We start from the raw sequence: 15655 nt of genomic DNA on the forward strand, positions 1-15655 counted from the left end.
AGGAGCTAATGAGTATTGAATCTACTTAACCAAATAAGCAATCAAGGTTATAATCCATAGATGAGCTGGGTAGAAAATATAAAAGAAATATTTACTCCAACTGGTTTCTTTTCCTCGCTGTCCATTATAAAGTGCCATAAAAGGAAATACGGTGATAAAGAGCCAGTCAGAATTGTAAAGCATCATTTCCAGTGTTTGGTACCATGTGTCGTAGATTTGGATGGAAGTCACTAACAAGAAGGCCCACAGAAAGGCATATAGGAGATTTCGCAAGCCCTTGCGATTTCGACAAGAGTAACTAATCAAGAGAAATGGTAGCATGGTGATGCCACCCTCAGTAAAAAGACACCCGAAAATCAAGAGCCCAGCAAGCCCAATACGACGCCACAACTTCTCTTTTTTATCCAGCTCTTTTCTGGGAAAACCAAGCCAAAGCATGGTAACACCGATGGCCAAAGTCAGGAAAATGTTATTATTGACCATTACTCCTTTGGATGCAAATAAGGCATTGAGAAGGCTATTTCCAGCAAACATGATAAGTGCCCAAGACCAAAGGCGGATGAGGTAGTCTTTCAAATTTCGAGTATGGATGAATCCTTCCATAGCCATATACGCAAACCAAACTCCCACACAACGGGTCATAGCGTGAAAGATACCTTCCCACAAAGGAGAAACGATTCCTGTAATATGCGGGATATGGTCTAGAACCATTACTGCCGCCATCAGATACTTCAACTGCGTTGCATTCCATTTTTTCATAATAAACCTCTTTCTTTTTGATCTACATAGAGTATAGCATACATTTCCGAGTATAATCGTACACCTATCTTACATTTAAAAAGCCTATCTTACATTTTTGTAAGACAGGCGTGAATATCAAAAGTTTATTATAAAATTTACCTTCTAGTCCGTAATTCGTTGGTACATTTCGGGTCTTCTATCACGAAACAGTCCCCAGTTGAGGCGTTCACTTGCTCCCTTGACAAGGTCATAGGTCGCTAACAGAACAGCTTCACCTTGTCTTTCAGCTTTCTCTAGAATAGTTCCTGTTTCATCCGTCATAAAGGACGAACCGTAGAAGTCAAGACTGGAACTTTGTCCACCATTTTCCTCACTAGGAGTGACTTCTTCCAAACCGTAACGATTGGCTGCAATGACCGGGACAATATTTGCTGCTGCGTGCCCTTGCATAGTACGTTGCCAGTGACCACAACTGTCTGTATCCAAAATTGGCTCTGAACCGATAGCGGTTGGGTAAAAGAGCAATTCTGCCCCATTCAACGCAAGACAGCGCGCTGTTTCAGGGAACCATTGATCCCAACAGATGCCAATCCCAATCTTAGCGTAGCGAGTATCCCAGACCTTGAAACCAGTGTTACCAGGCGTGAAATAGAACTTTTCTTGATAATAATGGTCATCTGGTATATGGGTCTTCCGATAAACGCCTAGTACCTCTCCATCTGCATCAATGACGGCGATAGAATTATACAAGACATTGTCATCTTTTTCATAGAAACTAATCGGTAGAACAACCTGTAGTTCCTTAGCAATCACTTTAAAATGCTGAATGGCGGTATTTTCTGTCACTGACTGAGCATATTGGTAGTAGTTATACTGGCGTTCCTGACAGAAATAGGGGCGTTCAAACAACTCGGGTAAGAGGATGATTTGTGCGCCTTGTTCCGTAGCTTGACGTACTAGACGTTCCGCTGTTTGGATATTTGTTGCTACATCCTTAGCACATTGCATCTGGATTGCTGCAACTCTAACATTTCTCATCTTTTTCTCCTATTCTGGGATTTGTTGGGTGATACAGTGGATATTGCCACCACCTAATAGAATATCTCTGGCTGGAATTCCGACAACTTTACGGTCTGGGAAACACTTGCTGAGGATATCTAGGGCCACTTGGTCGTTTACATCCTCAAACTGGGGCACTAAGACAGACTTGTTGGCAATATAAAAATTGACATAGGAAGCTGCAAGACGTTCACCTGCATAACGCTCTTCTTCCCCTTCTTCATAGATGTAGCCTGGCAAATCCTCTTCGGTTACAACTTGATGAAGCGCTGGGATTGGCAATTTATGAATAGTGAAGGGACGACCTTTTGCATCCGTTTCCTTCTCTAAAAGAGCTAAATCAGCTACAGACATAGCATACTGGGGATCGTTCTGGTCATCTGTCCAAGCCAAGACAAGTTCTGCAGGACCTACAAAGGCTACAACATTATCAACGTGTTCATTGGTTTCGTCCTGATAAATACCATAAGGAAGCCAGATAACTTTTTCAGCGCCAAGATAGTTCAATAATCTTCTCTCGATTTCCTCTTTACTGAGATGAGGATTGCGACCAGCGCTCAGAAGGCAACTTTCAGTCACAAGAATGGTTCCTTGACCGTCGTTGTGTATGGCTCCGCCTTCCAGTACAAAAGGTTTAGCATCGTAAACAGGCATTTCCAACGCCTCAGCAAAGCGACTGGCTACTTGGTCATCATCTTCATAATCTTGGTAGAGTCCATCGACTGCACCACCCCAGGCATTGAAAGACCAATCGACTGCCAACTTTTCTCTTTTATCATTGACGAGAATAGTCGGACCCGTATCACGCGCCCAGGCATCATTAGTAGGAATATCTAAATAAACAACCTTGTCTCCAAGATAGGATTGGGCTTCAGATAGATGGGCCTGCTCCACCAAAAGATAGACTCTTTCCCCTTCTGCTATGGTCTTGATAATTTGGCTAAATGCTTTTTTTGCAGCCTTTCCTTGAAAAGGCCATGAACCTGGTCGAGTCGGCCATATCATGAGGGTGCCATGATGGGGTTCGTACTCTGCTGGCATACGATAGCCTGCTTTTTTCGGAGTTTCTATCATGATAATCTCCCTTTAAAGTCTTGATAGCCAAAGGCTTTGACTAAGCTACAGTCACCCTGCTCGTCCATAAGATAGAGACTTGGCAATCCAATACCGTTAAAGGTATTATTTTTGACAAAGGAGTAGATTGCCATGTCTTCAAAGTAAAGTCTATCACCGATTTGAACTGGATTTTCAAAGCTATAATCACCAATCACATCACCCGTCAGACAGGTATTGGAAGAAAGTCTATAGGTATGGGCTTTTTCCTGCGGTTCAAATCCATTTCTCAAAGGTGGACGATAGGGCATTTCAAGTACATCTGGCATATGGCAGGTCGCGGAGGCATCTAAAACCAAGATCTCTATATCATTTTCTACAATATCCAATACCTCAGTTGCTAGATAACCCGCATTGAGCGCAATAGCTTCACCCGGCTCGATATAGACTTCAAGATTGTAAGTTTCTCGGATACGCTTGATTTCAGAAATCAGCAAATCCACATCGTAGTCTTCTCTCGTTATGTGGTGTCCTCCACCCATATTGAGCCATTTGACCTCATGTAAATAAGGACCAAACTGCGCTTCTACAGCTTTCAAAGTTATCTCTAAATCATCTGCCCCCTGCTCGCAAAGTGTGTGAAAATGAAGACCATCTACTAAGTCCAGCAAATCACTCGGTATCTTCTCTAAAGTAACTCCAAACCGAGAACCTGGTGCACAAGGGTCATAGAGTGCGTGATCTCCTTGGGTTGAACATTGAGGATTGATACGCAAACCGACACTGATACCAGCCGCTCGACAACGAGCACCATGTTTACGCAATTGTCTCTCGGAGTTAAAAACGATATGGTCAGATATTTGCAGTAGCTCTTCCATATCTGATTCCTTGAAAGCAGGCGCAAAGACATGGACTTCCCCCGGGAATTCTTCTCGTGCTAGTTTGGCCTCATAGAGTCCACTAGCCGTCGTACCTGACAGATACTGACTAATCAAGGGATAGGTTTTATAGAGGGAATAAGCTTTCTGAGCTAGTAAAACCTTGCAGCCCGCTTCTTCCTGAACTTGCTGTAAAATACGGCAATTGGCTTCTAACTTGGCCAAGTCAATGACATAGGCTGGTGTTGGTACTTGTTCTAACTTCATTAGTCCACCATTTGTGGATTTTCAACCACAACCCAAGGCAAGCCATACTCATTCAAAGCTTCCATGAATGGATCTGGATCCAACTCTTCAAGGTTGTAAACTCCAGGTTGTTTCCAAGTTCCGTTCATCACTAATTTGGTCCCAATCATAGCTGGAACTCCAGTTGTGTAAGAAATCGCTTGTGAACCAACTTCGGCGTAACATTCCTGATGGTCGCAAACATTGTAGATGTAGATGGTCTTTTCAACACCATCTTTGACACCTGTAAAGATACAACCGATATTGGTTTTACCAACTGTGCGTGGACCAAGGCTGGCTGGATCTGGAAGCAAGGCTTTCAAAAATTGGATTGGCACAATTTCTTGACCGTTAAAGTTAATGGTATCCGTACGAAGGAGTCCGACATTTTCCAAGCATTTCATGTGCGTTAGATAGGATTGACCAAAGGTCATGAAGAAACGAATCCGTTTGACCCCTGGAATGTTCTTAGCTAATGATTCGATTTCTTCATGGTGAAGGAGATACATGTCTTTCTGTCCAACTTGTGGGAAATCATACTCACGTTTGATAGACATAGCTTCGACTTCTACCCATTTTCCATCTTCCCAGTAAGAACCTGGCGCAGAAACCTCGCGGAGATTGATTTCTGGATTAAAATTCGTCGCAAATGGATAACCGTGATCTCCACCATTACAGTCTAGAATGTCGATATAGTGGATTTCATCAAAATAATGTTTAAGGGCGTACGCTGAAAAAACGCTGGTTACACCTGGGTCAAAGCCAGATCCAAGCAGAGCGGTCAAGCCTGCTTCTTTAAATTTCTCCTGATAAGCCCACTGCCACGAGTAGTCAAAGTAGGTTGTAAAGCCAAGTTCCTTACAACGTTTCTCATAGATAGCGCGCCACTCAGGATCTTCAGTGTCCTCAGCTTCGTAGTTGGCTGTGTCAATATAGTGGACACCTGTCGCCAAACATGCGTCCATAATGGTCAAGTCTTGATATGGAAGTGCTACGTTCAAAACAGCTTCTGGCTTGTAGCTTTCAATCAAAGCAATCACTTCTTCAACCTTGTCAGCGTCAAGGGCAGCTGTCTCAATCTTTGTACTTGTTTTCCCTTCTAATTTAGCCTTTAAGTCATCACATTTCGACTTGGTGCGGCTAGCAATCATAATCTCTGTAAAGGTTTCGCTATCTTGGCAAATCTTTGAAATAGCAACTTGGGCAACGCCCCCACATCCAATAACTAATAAACGACTCATTTTTTCCTTCCTCTTCTTCTAAAATGTCTTCTACATACTTGGGTAGCATAAAGGCTCCCACGTGTAAGTTTGCAGTATAGTATTCTGTGAAAAGCTGGCGTTTTTTCCAGCCTTCCTTGTCAAAATCTTTAACAGGGTGATATTTTTTCGATGCAAATCCAAACAACCAATAGCCAGCTGGACTGGTTGGGATATGAGCCTGATAGACCCGGCTGATTGGAAAGGCTTGATTGACCTTGCGGTGCATGCTTCGGCAAGCTGACTCATCCTCGTCAAAGAAGGGACTCCCATGCTGATAGATCATGATACCGTCTTCTTTGAGAGCTCTGTAACTGTTACCGTAAAATTCCTTGGTAAAGAGACCTTCCGTATGTCCAAATGGGTCTGTCGCATCGTTGATGATGATATCGTAATCATCCTCACAGTTTCTCAAAAATCGTAGTCCATTTTGGTAGTAAATGGTAACACGAGGATCATCTAGCCCTGCAGCAAAGTCTGGGAAATACTCACGACAGACCTCAACCAACATCTCATCAGGTTCTACAATATCGATTTGTTCCAATTCTGGGTACAGTGTCAAAACTTGGGCGACACCACCGTCACCACCCCCTATTACCAAAACTTTCTTTGGATTAGGATGCACAGCCATGGGAACATGAACGGTCATTTCGTTGTAGACGAAATCATCTGCATCTGAAAACAAGACATGACCATTTAAAATCAATATCTTTCCGAAAGCTGGCGTATCTAATACTTCGATATCCTGCCATTCACTTTTACCAGCGTAGAGTTGCTTGGCTGTTCTCAGGGACAGTTTCACATCTGGAGTATGAACTTCAGAAAACCATAAATCCATCTAGTTCTCCTTTCTTTCAATGACATTGATGTAATTGACCTCTGGATCTTCCGTCCCTTGGAGGGAGCAACCACGTTCTTTGGCAAATTGAATATAATCCACAATGTCTCGTGTAATGCGCTCACCTGGAGCCAAAATTGGAATCCCTGGAGGATAACACATGACAAATTCCCCACAGACATGTCCAACAGAATCAGCCAAGGTTAAACTTTCTCTTTCTGAATAGAAGGCTTCTTGTGGAGACAGCACCAACTCGGGCTGGATATATTCTCCAGCAATCAAATCTTTTCCATCTCTTGAGTAGAGTCTCTTGATATCCGCCAAAGCACCAACCAAGCGCTCAATGTCTTGGATGCGATCGCCGATGGAAATATAGGCCAATATATTGCCAATATCCCCGAATTCAATCTGAATATCGTATTCATCTCGCAAGAGATCATAAACCTCTATCCCTGTTAGCCCAATTCCTTGAGTGTAAACGGACAGCTTGGTCACATCAAAATCACAAACAGATACACCGTCTATTAACTCTTTTGAGTAGGCATAGTAACCACCGATAGCATTGATTTCACGACGAGCGTATTCGGATAGCTCAATGACTTTCTCAAAAGACTCTTTGCCACGAAGAGCTAAGTTCCGTCGAGAAATATCCAAACTAGCCATCAACAAGTAAGAGGCAGATGTAGACTGGGTCAGGTTGATAATCTGACGAACGTACTCAGGATTCATCTGCTCCCCGATAAGAAGGATGGAACTTTGGGTCAAACTTCCACCAGACTTATGCATGGAAACTGCTGCCATATCCGCCCCAGCGTCCATAGCAGACAGTGGCAATTTATCTGTAAAATGCAGATGAGCTCCATGGGCTTCATCCACTAAAACAAGCATGCCAGCATCATGGGCCATTTCCGTCAAACTTTTAAGATCCGAACAAATTCCATAGTAGGTAGGATTGTTGATTAGGATAGCCTTGGCATCTGGATGTTCCTTAATAGCTTGTGCAGCCCGGTCATTTTCAAGACCTAAAGCAATGCCGATTTTAGGATCCACACTCATCTCGATATAGATGGGAATGGCACCACATAGAACCAGCGCATTGATAGCAGATTTGTGGACATTTCGTGGCAGAATAATCTTATCTCCTGCCTTACAGGTGGAAAGAATCATGGTCTGCACGGAAGAAGTTGTCCCACCAATCATGAGAAAGGCATGCGCTGCACCAAAAGCATCCGCAGCTAATTCCTCCGCATCCCGAATAATCGAAATAGGATGGCCGAGATTATCCAAGGGTTTCATCGAATTGACATCAATGCCAACACATTTTTCTCCTAATAGTTCGACAAGTTCCGGATTTCCCCGCCCACGCTTGTGACCTGGCACATCAAAGGGAACAATCCTTTTCTTGCGTAGTTTGACCAAGGCCTCGTAAATTGGGGCTTGGTTTTGATCTAACTTCTTCAAGACATACTCCTTCACCGTATTTTTAGCACCTCAAGAAGATAGAGGCGACTAAAGGTTGACTTATGAAAAAAGAGCAGGTCTTCACCTGCTCTGCAATCTTCTGACGTGTGTATTTTGGTTTCTGTTGAGTATGTCTGTTCCTGATGTTTCCTAACTCTCTAGTAGCAAATATTACGTACTTTATTGATCGTTTCACAAGATGACGTGTGCTTTCACCACACTAAAAATTTATGAATTAGGACAAGCGTCCTAACATCAACTTATAAAAGTAGGCTTTTAACCCTATCAATAATGTGGCTTTTCAACCACGCTTCGGCATTCAACCCTGCCTGTCCGTAGGCATTTTTTACTCGGGTTTATATTTGCTAGAAAACATCATCTCATTTTCTAAGCCTTATAACTATACCATGTTTATAAGAGCTTGTAAAGGATTTTGTGAAACTTTTTTAAACAATTTCTTTTTTTGTTCGTGAAATATTACTCAACAATAAAAAGAAACCGTTTAAAATTGAAATCAAAAAACAAAAACAGGAACTAAATCGATTAGTTCCTTTGTTGAATCGTAAGTATAGTCAGTTATTCAAAATCTTATCTACTTATCTCGTGCTACTTGAACAGCTAGTTCAAAATCAGCCATCATATAATTTTCATCTAGGCGGATGAGACCATAGTACTCATTCCAAAATAGCGAATCACTGTTGCTGGACCACTTTAATCCATACCATAGTTGAGTGACATCACTTGTATTTGATGGTGGAATTGACCATAGATGCTTCTTGAAAATTTCTTGAACAAGCGGAACATCTAGTCTAGTAGTCAAGTCAAGTTCATTTAATTTGAAAGTAATAGAATGTTTTTTCGCTGCCTCAATACTGTCCTTGTTAAATCGAACCTGAATAACCTTAGAATCTTCTATAGCCACATCATGGTCCTCAGCACCGTAAAAGGAAATACTGCCCAGTACTATGCCATCTTTTGCTAGGAGATAGGGAGCATAAGGAACAGCATTGCTATCAAGCCTGAAGCCTTTTTCGATGGTAACTGTTTTATCTCCAGGATACTTTTGGAAACTGCCATCTGTCAGGAGCTCTTCGTAGTCGCTACCACCATCGCCCTGTCTTACATAGATGTCAAAACCAGCATCCATCAGCTCACTGGCTTTAGTTTCTGCTAAAATGATTTTACTTTCATTAATTTGCAAAATTGGTGCTTGAGGTGGCAAACCAATCGTGAGATTAAACATGACTCCTACCAGAAAGACCATCAAAGTTATAAGGAGGGCAAGTAAAGACTTTCCAGTCCTTTTTCTTGCATTGAAAAGAGCCATTAGAGCAGGTAGGAGGATCATTTTGGCTAAAATAGAATTCCCCACACCACCTCTATTTAAGGTCTGAAAAGCAAAGACTCCTGCAATAGCAATCAGGGACAGGTAGACCAAAATCTCACCTAGACCCAGCTTTTCAGTTCGAGTTTGTTGGTTTACAGGCGTTTCGTACAATGACTGCCCATTCTCCTTCCTCTTTTTTAGAAAGAGATAAAAGCCCAGACCAAGTAGCAGATTAAAGATTGCAAAAACTATTAAAGTACCTATTATCGCCGTTCTAGCCATGGCTCTCTACTCCTTTATGTTCTCTCACAAATCTTATCTTTCTCTTTAGTACCCAATTCCCAATCAATAAAACCAGCAAGAAGAAGGGGCCGCCTTCTATCAGCACAATGGGTAAAGCCACTAGAGCAATCATCAAAAAACTAGCTTTCTTTTGACGCCAACTACCGCCCCATTCTCCGTTTATCAGTGCCCCTAAATAGTCGATGTAGTCAGTAAACCAAGTCAAAAAGGGATTTTGAAAATCATTGAGCCTTAGGTAAATGAACATAGCAGAATTTAGAAAAACATAAAGAATTCCAAGGACTAGAATAATCTTTTGACTAGTTCGAGTAGCCTCTAAAACGATTTTTTCTCTGTTCTCTGGTTTTATTTCCTTGAGACTTGGGTTCTTACAAGAGAGTTTTTCAAATCTATAGACCAGAAATCGGTAGAGATAATACTTGTTTATATCACGCTTCATAAAACCCCCAATCTAGGAAGGACACTCAATTATAAATCATGGTTTAAACATCTAATTTCAAGGAATTTCCTTCCAAATAGACGGCTTTTGATTCAGTGATTTTGATTTTTTGATCTTCTGAAAAACCAATGGTCTCACCGTCCTTCAAGGTGACATCACTGCCTAAAACATACTGAAGAATAGACAAGAGAAAATAATATAAGTCATCGCTATCCATGACAGAATCAATGATTTCAATCTCAGTTTTTCCAAACTCTTTCAAACCATAAGTGTAAATGCTGGTCTTATCTTTTTGATTGATAATCCCCATATAGATCCAGAGTTGAAGGGGAAGCATTTCTTCTTTCAAAAGGTCAGCTAGGTCTAGATAAAGATCTTTGGGCAAGAGCAAGGTGGTAGAACCCTGATAAATACCAATAGCTGATTGACTAGTTTTTAGGATAGAGGCATTGACTTTAGTTAATAAGGAATAAGTTTCTACTGGCGAAAGATTGTCAGACAAAATAGAAACAATGGCGTGTTGTGTGTGCTCCTGTGTTTCCTTCTCAACATCCTGCCAGAGGTAGGAATAGGCATACAATTCTTCAAATTCTTGACTTGGGATAGGCAAATCCATTAGAGCCAGCGCAACGAGAGCACCATCAATCACAAATGTTGCACTAGAATCATCCCCAGAAACTTCAGAAATTTCAAGCGCCCAGTGAGATTTCAATTCCTGAACGACCTGGTCTAAAGAATAGGCCTGCTTGCCTTTGAAGAGAGGCATGGACAAGTTCAGTTGTTTTTTCTTCTCTGACTTTTCTTTCTTACTTGCAAATAGATTTTTTAAAAAATTCACAGGACTTCTCCTTTTTCTCATATCAGTTGGAAAGCAAAGCTCTCTTACTCAAAGTAAGTCACCATACCAAGTTTCCTCATCCTCAAAACCGTAAAATTTCTCATCAAGTAGCCAATTTCCATCCACCAATCTAAGTACAAACTGATGCTTCATTTCTAAAGCTTCTTGATAATGGGTGATGACTCTTGCTTCTTCAGCCTTTGTCATGATGAAATCTACAGAAAAATCATTCCTTTTAACATAGTTATACTCACTTGGGGAGCTATAAGAAATTCGAACTCCTCCTTCCAAGTAATTTTGAGTCACTCGTCCAGTTAGAAGTTGCATTTGCCTCTGAAAATAGTCATCCATAAGTTCATTCCACTTGGGATGAATTTGATTTGCTGGGATGCCAAGGCCTTCTTTTTCCTTATCCAGTGCTCTGTTACGCTCAAAAATCTCCTCTTCTAACAAGGTTAAACTTTTGAGTAAATCAAGCAAGGGTGGGATGATTATTTCCGCCATAGCTCGATAGTTTTCAGGGGTATTTTTATAGTTCACTCTCATGATTCCTCTCTTAACACTCCTGGATTAATTGCTTTACTTCTATGTCTGAAAGTTGTCCATCCATGTAGAGTTTCCTAAGTAAATCTTTATCTACGGTAATTTCATAATAGTCAGTCACAAACTCATGAAATCTCTCAAAGCTATCAAAAAGGTAAGAAAGCAACCATTCTCCGCCATCCTGATCTTGGTAAGTCTGTTGATGCGCGTGACCGTCATACCAGATAAAGAAGGTTGTTTCATCCTTTTGGTCTTTTGAATAAAGTGAAAGATACTTTTCATCCAGTCCTTTATAAAATCCGTCTATGATGTCTTGATTCCACTCATCCACAGCAAATTGACTCAAACTGCTTTCATGATCAAAGCCCTTTATAAGGATCATTTTATCAGTAAAGATCACATCTAGAGAATCACCAGAACCGTTGTCGATAAGGTAACGGATTCCGTAGCTTTCCTCAGTCTTAACGATCAATCGAAGCCAGGTCTTATTTGGATCTGTTCGATACTCATCAATGACCAGCAAGGCATCTAAGCGCGTTTTTATCTTGTCCCAATCAATCTTTCTCATCTCTAAAAACCTCCTTCTTATTCTCGCAATTTATCAAGATCACAAGCCCTATAACGAGCTGTTAAATAGCCTGAAAAGCTAATCTGAGGGATATTCCACTCATTAGGTAAATAAATTGAACAATCTACCTGATCACCTAGAGGGGAACTTGCTGAAAAGACATATCTTCCCAAATCCTCATTATTAAGATTTCTTTCAACTTGACTCAATCTGCTAGTATTGAACCAGTCTTTAAACAGTAGCCAGATTTGCTCGGCATCTTCGTTTAATAGGGGGACTTTCAAATTGTAGCTGATTCCGACTCTACATCTTTTTTTGAATCCTGACTCATCAGCCTTACAACTTTTATCGATCCCTTATCATACTGCCAGTTATCACTATCTAATAGGGGAAATTGAACAGATAGATTGTCTTTAAATCCCTGCATAGTATCAAATAAATCTTTGGAGGCAGCTTCGAATAATTCTAGTTCTTCCATAGTCTTCTCTTTAATTTTCATAGCTAATCACATTTCGATTTAATCTGCATCAACCCAGATCTGGTATTTTTGACAATGTAGACATCTAAACAAATAACCACAGATAGGCCCGTCTTTGACCAAGTAGTCTTCTACCTCTTGATATTCTTCACACGCTTCATAGTCTGCCAAGACTTGCTCAGCGATTCCCATATCCTTTAATTCACGAGTTCCAACTGTACCCAAGTAAGCACAGTAATCTTGGCAACAAGAAAGCCAATATTCTCCCTGCCAACTAGAGTATCCTGGGGTCTGACAAAAAAGCAGCTGATTCTTTTCTGGATCCAATTCACCCTGCCACTCGGCATCTTGGATAAATTCTGCATCGAATTTTTTAGCTGCTTGACCGTTTGCAATGCAAGTTGGGCAGAGATGTTCTATCTCTTCGATACAATAAGGTAGAAGGGTATAATAAAAATTGCTTTCTTTCCCACAAGATGGACAAACCTTGGCTTCTCCTTCAACAAATGAACCTGTAGCTAAAGGGTCTGGATGATAGATAAAATGTGGCAAAGACTGTAATAGCTTCTGTCTTTGCTTCTTCTCTTCTTTTCTTAGAGGACGAGGAAGAGCAAAACGATCGCCATGACTCTGATTCATTTCTTGTAAACGGCTCAGTTTCTTTATCTGTTTTCGATCAGGTTTGTCTAAGATTTCGGTAAATAAGCTATAGGCACTGGTGTAGAGACCCAATTGTTCATAGAGGTCAACTAAGACTTTCTTCGCCTCTAAATCCTCAGACTTAGCTAATTCATCAGCCAAATCATAAAGGGCTGCAACACTTGAAGGATTTCCATCTTGTTCTAGGTATTGCTTTTTTAAAGTAATATACTTTTCTAGAAATGGATTCATGGGACTACCTTTTCTTACATGGATAAATTCTGATTAACAAATGGTGACGAGGACAATACCATTTAAGCCTAACATTGCTTTATATAAATCTTTCATTTCATCACCTGATTTTAACCTCTTATTGTCAGACAGTTAGTAAATTTCATACACAAGCTCTCTATCAACTTGAAAATATTTGTCGAATTTCACTAAAAGATAAAGGGATCCAGCTGGAGAGACACCGGCATCATAACCTAGAGCAAATTCGCCATAAGAACTACTTTTATCCAAGATTAACTCCCTTAATTCCAGTTCTGTAACTGCTTTATCAGGCCAATTATCATGGATAACCTTTTGAGCTTTTTTATCAAGGTGTTCCAAGTTTCTATATAAACTAGTCATCAAATCATCTGATAATAAGACCAAATCCTGTTCACAGTAACCTGTAAAATAAATATTTATGTCTTTATTTAGATATCGCCCTAGAAAATAGATCCCCGAATCATGTTTTTCCCAGCTTATTCCCTTCCATAATGCCAATAAATCTTCTTTGTTCATTTATTACCTCAAGCAGTTTTATTCTTTTAGGAATGTTTAATAAACTTTCTAACAAATAGTGACCAGGACATTTCCATTGAGCTCCAGAATCTTTTTGTAAAACTCTTTCATATTTACAAAACTGATTCGAATTTCATCCTTGATTTCTTCCTCTTCCTCAAGATAATCCCAAATATCAGGATACAAGTCTGCTTTTTTACAAGCTTCCATACTAAAGTTAGCCATAGCTCTGTCCATGTCAAAACTTTCTAAAGCTTCTACGATCTCAGCTATCTTATTTTTTTCAGTATAGGCCATATATTCAGATACATCCTCTAGAGGAGTCACTCCTAAAACCGCTTCTCTCAAGGGATTGTCATCCAAAAATTCTGAACTACTAAATCCTGTCATGACAAAGAGAAGAGCATCCCACATTTTGTCAATATCTAGTAATATATCATGACTATCAGCGGAATCCTCTGCAAAATCTAACAGGTCATCTTCTTGATTGGAAAGACCTTTTATTTGTTCTAATTCATTGTCTGATAAATATTGATAATTGGCAATCATTCCCATGATTTTACTCCTTTGAATCAGTTAGTATCATACGGATATTCCTAGCTCTATTCCCCTAGAAAATGCTATAATGGAGCTAAGAAATTGTTTTATTGAATGTTAAATAGGGGGGATAGTAATGTTCACTAGTATTGTTTTGGCTTTTTATGCTCTTTTCTTTCTATCCTTGTCCTTTACTATCTATCTCTATATCAGACTTGTAGTTGCGGTTAAAAAAGGCAAAGACATTCCCAAATGGATTTATAAACTTGGGCATGCAATTCAAGGAAGAATTCACGTTGACTATGAAGAAATCACTGATGCTAATGCCCTTAAAGAGATTCATTGGTTCTTGCTGATCTATTTAATCGTAAATCTACTGGTATTGGCTGGCTTCTACTATCATGGCAATAGCTTTCCGCAAGCAATTTATGAATGTTTGAAAAAACAATTTTTTATCGTACTTGTTAGTATGGTTTTAAAAAGTATTGGTAAATTTATTGTACTAGCTATAAGAAAAAACTTTCATAACAGTCATGCTTATGCATCAACCAACGCTGTTATTGGGACAACTTTTTTAACGAGTTATGTTTTTATGTTTTGCATCATGATGAGTGGTCTTCCAGCTCAACCTGTTCCAGTAACCATTCAAGATACCACTGTCATTATCGGGGAGAGCAAGGCTTCCGAGCTTTTAGAGCAAGGTTTCACCTTCGAAGATAAAGGTGCAAATAGTCCTATCACCAATCCAAAAAACGACCATTTCTACTACGGCCAGCTTCTCGAAATCAAGCGTGAAGATCAGTCCTATGGTTTTATGATCCTTACTCCTACTGGCAAAGATACTGATCAACTCAAAAACTGTGTCATTACCTACTATAGAACGCCTAAGGATGCCCATCAATTGCAGGGAATTTCTATCAATCATGTCAGTTTAGCAAATCTCAAGCTCCAAGATTTTCAAACAAGAAAATTAATCGATATCTTTGAAGTCAATCCTGCTGATTACAATGTCGCTGAGACTGACTCAAACTACATCCTAACCATTCAAACGGCAGATTACGACCTCTGGAAAAGATACAGGATTGAAGCCAAGTTCAATTCAGATGGTTCCATAGATAGTTATGGTGTTAGAGCTCAACACAGTATGTGGGAATAATATCGTATCATTTCAATACGAGCAAGTATAAGATTAAGTAAATGATTAAAAACTACTTAATCTTATGCTTGTTCATTTTTTCTTGGAAAATATCTGTAAGAATTTGTCGCAATTCTTGAGCTTCCTTTTCTGGAAGTTGACCTTCTTGTTTAGCAACAGCGTACAATTCCGGATATTCAAGAGAAATTCTCTTGACTGTACGTGTAATAGCATGTTTTCTAACAAAAAACGGAATCCGTTTAATCATATCTTGAGGAAGTAAGGCGATAATCTTATCGGCAGTTTCCTTATCGTTAAGCTTAGAGAAAGTTAGTCCCTCTTTAATCATTTCTTGTTCTTTTTCGGTAAAATCTTGTAATTCCATATATCTACTCCTTATCTTCAACAACTTGTTTTTGTATGAGAGCTATTCTAACTATTCATGAAAATGGTTTATCTAGATACTCCCGTGTATGTTTCCCTCT

The 15655-nt window shown here is 40.0% G+C and carries 17 protein-coding genes and 1 pseudogene; 1 reads left to right on the forward strand and 17 read right to left on the reverse strand.

The window, feature by feature from the left end; translation table 11 throughout:
• Nucleotides 1-21: 21 nt before the first annotated feature.
• The 16 genes and pseudogenes from MK405_RS02595 to MK405_RS02670 all read right to left on the reverse strand — a co-directional run bounded on the left by MK405_RS02595 (nt 22) and on the right by MK405_RS02670 (nt 14053).
• Complete coding sequence (locus MK405_RS02595; RefSeq protein WP_268704251.1) at nt 22-759, reverse strand: TraX family protein; 738 nt, start codon at nt 757-759, stop codon at nt 22-24.
• 144 nt (nt 760-903) lie between these two features.
• The gene (gene aguB / locus MK405_RS02600; RefSeq protein WP_268704252.1) at nt 904-1779 is read right to left on the reverse strand and encodes an N-carbamoylputrescine amidase; all 876 of its coding nucleotides are present in this window, start codon (nt 1777-1779) and stop codon (nt 904-906) included.
• Between the two features lie 9 nt (nt 1780-1788).
• Complete coding sequence (aguA, locus tag MK405_RS02605; RefSeq protein ID WP_268704253.1) at nt 1789-2874, reverse strand: agmatine deiminase; 1086 nt, start codon at nt 2872-2874, stop codon at nt 1789-1791.
• The gene (nspC, locus tag MK405_RS02610; RefSeq protein WP_268704254.1) at nt 2871-3998 is read right to left on the reverse strand and encodes a carboxynorspermidine decarboxylase; all 1128 of its coding nucleotides are present in this window, start codon (nt 3996-3998) and stop codon (nt 2871-2873) included. Before nspC ends, aguA begins: the two co-directional genes overlap by 4 nt.
• Nucleotides 3998-5257, reverse strand: coding sequence for a saccharopine dehydrogenase family protein (locus MK405_RS02615; protein WP_268704255.1), 1260 nt, complete (start codon nt 5255-5257; stop codon nt 3998-4000). Before MK405_RS02615 ends, nspC begins: the two co-directional genes overlap by 1 nt.
• A complete protein-coding gene (gene speE / locus MK405_RS02620) occupies nt 5187-6113 on the reverse strand; it encodes a polyamine aminopropyltransferase (protein ID WP_268704256.1) in 927 nt (308 codons plus the stop codon). The genes MK405_RS02615 and speE overlap by 71 nt, the downstream gene beginning before the upstream one ends.
• Complete coding sequence (locus MK405_RS02625; protein ID WP_268704257.1) at nt 6114-7574, reverse strand: aminotransferase class I/II-fold pyridoxal phosphate-dependent enzyme; 1461 nt, start codon at nt 7572-7574, stop codon at nt 6114-6116.
• Nucleotides 7575-8166: 592 nt separating this feature from the next.
• A complete protein-coding gene (locus MK405_RS02630; protein WP_268704258.1) occupies nt 8167-9183 on the reverse strand; it encodes a hypothetical protein in 1017 nt (338 codons plus the stop codon).
• Nucleotides 9176-9643 (reverse strand): hypothetical protein, encoded by a 468-nt coding sequence (locus tag MK405_RS02635; RefSeq protein ID WP_057489102.1) that lies wholly within the window; start codon nt 9641-9643, stop codon nt 9176-9178. The genes MK405_RS02630 and MK405_RS02635 overlap by 8 nt, the downstream gene beginning before the upstream one ends.
• Nucleotides 9644-9686: 43 nt before the next feature.
• A complete protein-coding gene (locus MK405_RS02640; RefSeq protein ID WP_268704259.1) occupies nt 9687-10481 on the reverse strand; it encodes a DUF4261 domain-containing protein in 795 nt (264 codons plus the stop codon).
• Between the two features lie 48 nt (nt 10482-10529).
• A complete protein-coding gene (locus MK405_RS02645; RefSeq protein WP_033585221.1) occupies nt 10530-11027 on the reverse strand; it encodes a hypothetical protein in 498 nt (165 codons plus the stop codon).
• A 10-nt stretch (nt 11028-11037) separates the two neighbouring features.
• Nucleotides 11038-11592 (reverse strand): hypothetical protein, encoded by a 555-nt coding sequence (locus MK405_RS02650; RefSeq protein WP_084854237.1) that lies wholly within the window; start codon nt 11590-11592, stop codon nt 11038-11040.
• 17 nt (nt 11593-11609) lie between these two features.
• Nucleotides 11610-12091 (reverse strand): annotated as a pseudogene (locus MK405_RS02655) (hypothetical protein).
• 18 nt (nt 12092-12109) lie between these two features.
• Nucleotides 12110-12961 carry a CbrC family protein gene (locus MK405_RS02660; protein WP_268704260.1) on the reverse strand — a complete coding sequence of 284 codons (852 nt, stop codon included), beginning with the start codon at nt 12959-12961 and terminating at the stop codon, nt 12110-12112.
• Nucleotides 12962-13093: 132 nt separating this feature from the next.
• Nucleotides 13094-13498 carry a hypothetical protein gene (locus tag MK405_RS02665; protein ID WP_001030857.1) on the reverse strand — a complete coding sequence of 135 codons (405 nt, stop codon included), beginning with the start codon at nt 13496-13498 and terminating at the stop codon, nt 13094-13096.
• A gap of 48 nt (nt 13499-13546) precedes the next feature.
• Entirely contained in the window at nt 13547-14053 is a 507-nt protein-coding gene (locus MK405_RS02670; RefSeq protein WP_268704261.1) for a YfbM family protein, read from the reverse strand.
• 118 nt (nt 14054-14171) lie between these two features.
• On the opposite strand from MK405_RS02670, the gene MK405_RS02675 reads away from it, so the two are divergent.
• The gene (locus tag MK405_RS02675) at nt 14172-15191 is read left to right on the forward strand and encodes a hypothetical protein (RefSeq protein ID WP_268704262.1); all 1020 of its coding nucleotides are present in this window, start codon (nt 14172-14174) and stop codon (nt 15189-15191) included.
• Nucleotides 15192-15243: 52 nt separating this feature from the next.
• Here MK405_RS02675 and MK405_RS02680 read toward each other — a convergent pair whose 3' ends face one another.
• Nucleotides 15244-15555, reverse strand: coding sequence for a hypothetical protein (locus tag MK405_RS02680; RefSeq protein WP_000422663.1), 312 nt, complete (start codon nt 15553-15555; stop codon nt 15244-15246).
• Nucleotides 15556-15655: the final 100 nt, after the last annotated feature.

Source organism: Streptococcus oralis, assembly GCF_026782345.1.
In the GTDB taxonomy this organism is placed as follows: Bacteria; Bacillota; Bacilli; order Lactobacillales; family Streptococcaceae; genus Streptococcus; species Streptococcus oralis_CK.

Excerpts from the sequence above, each read along its gene's own strand:
- speE (WP_268704256.1), bottom strand. The coding sequence starts at position 6,113 with ATGGATTTATGGTTTTCTGAAGTTCATACTCCAGATGTGAAACTGTCC.
- MK405_RS02645 (WP_033585221.1), bottom strand. The coding sequence starts at position 11,027 with ATGAGAGTGAACTATAAAAATACCCCTGAAAACTATCGAGCTATGGCG.
- MK405_RS02665 (WP_001030857.1), bottom strand. The coding sequence starts at position 13,498 with ATGAACAAAGAAGATTTATTGGCATTATGGAAGGGAATAAGCTGGGAA.
- MK405_RS02680 (WP_000422663.1), bottom strand. The coding sequence starts at position 15,555 with ATGGAATTACAAGATTTTACCGAAAAAGAACAAGAAATGATTAAAGAG.
- MK405_RS02660 (WP_268704260.1), bottom strand. The coding sequence starts at position 12,961 with ATGAATCCATTTCTAGAAAAGTATATTACTTTAAAAAAGCAATACCTA.
- aguB (WP_268704252.1), bottom strand. The coding sequence starts at position 1,779 with ATGAGAAATGTTAGAGTTGCAGCAATCCAGATGCAATGTGCTAAGGAT.
- MK405_RS02595 (WP_268704251.1), bottom strand. The coding sequence starts at position 759 with ATGAAAAAATGGAATGCAACGCAGTTGAAGTATCTGATGGCGGCAGTA.
- MK405_RS02675 (WP_268704262.1), top strand. The coding sequence starts at position 14,172 with ATGTTCACTAGTATTGTTTTGGCTTTTTATGCTCTTTTCTTTCTATCC.
- MK405_RS02635 (WP_057489102.1), bottom strand. The coding sequence starts at position 9,643 with ATGAAGCGTGATATAAACAAGTATTATCTCTACCGATTTCTGGTCTAT.
- MK405_RS02650 (WP_084854237.1), bottom strand. The coding sequence starts at position 11,592 with ATGAGAAAGATTGATTGGGACAAGATAAAAACGCGCTTAGATGCCTTG.
- nspC (WP_268704254.1), bottom strand. The coding sequence starts at position 3,998 with ATGAAGTTAGAACAAGTACCAACACCAGCCTATGTCATTGACTTGGCC.
- MK405_RS02630 (WP_268704258.1), bottom strand. The coding sequence starts at position 9,183 with ATGGCTAGAACGGCGATAATAGGTACTTTAATAGTTTTTGCAATCTTT.
- MK405_RS02615 (WP_268704255.1), bottom strand. The coding sequence starts at position 5,257 with ATGAGTCGTTTATTAGTTATTGGATGTGGGGGCGTTGCCCAAGTTGCT.
- MK405_RS02670 (WP_268704261.1), bottom strand. The coding sequence starts at position 14,053 with ATGGGAATGATTGCCAATTATCAATATTTATCAGACAATGAATTAGAA.
- aguA (WP_268704253.1), bottom strand. The coding sequence starts at position 2,874 with ATGATAGAAACTCCGAAAAAAGCAGGCTATCGTATGCCAGCAGAGTAC.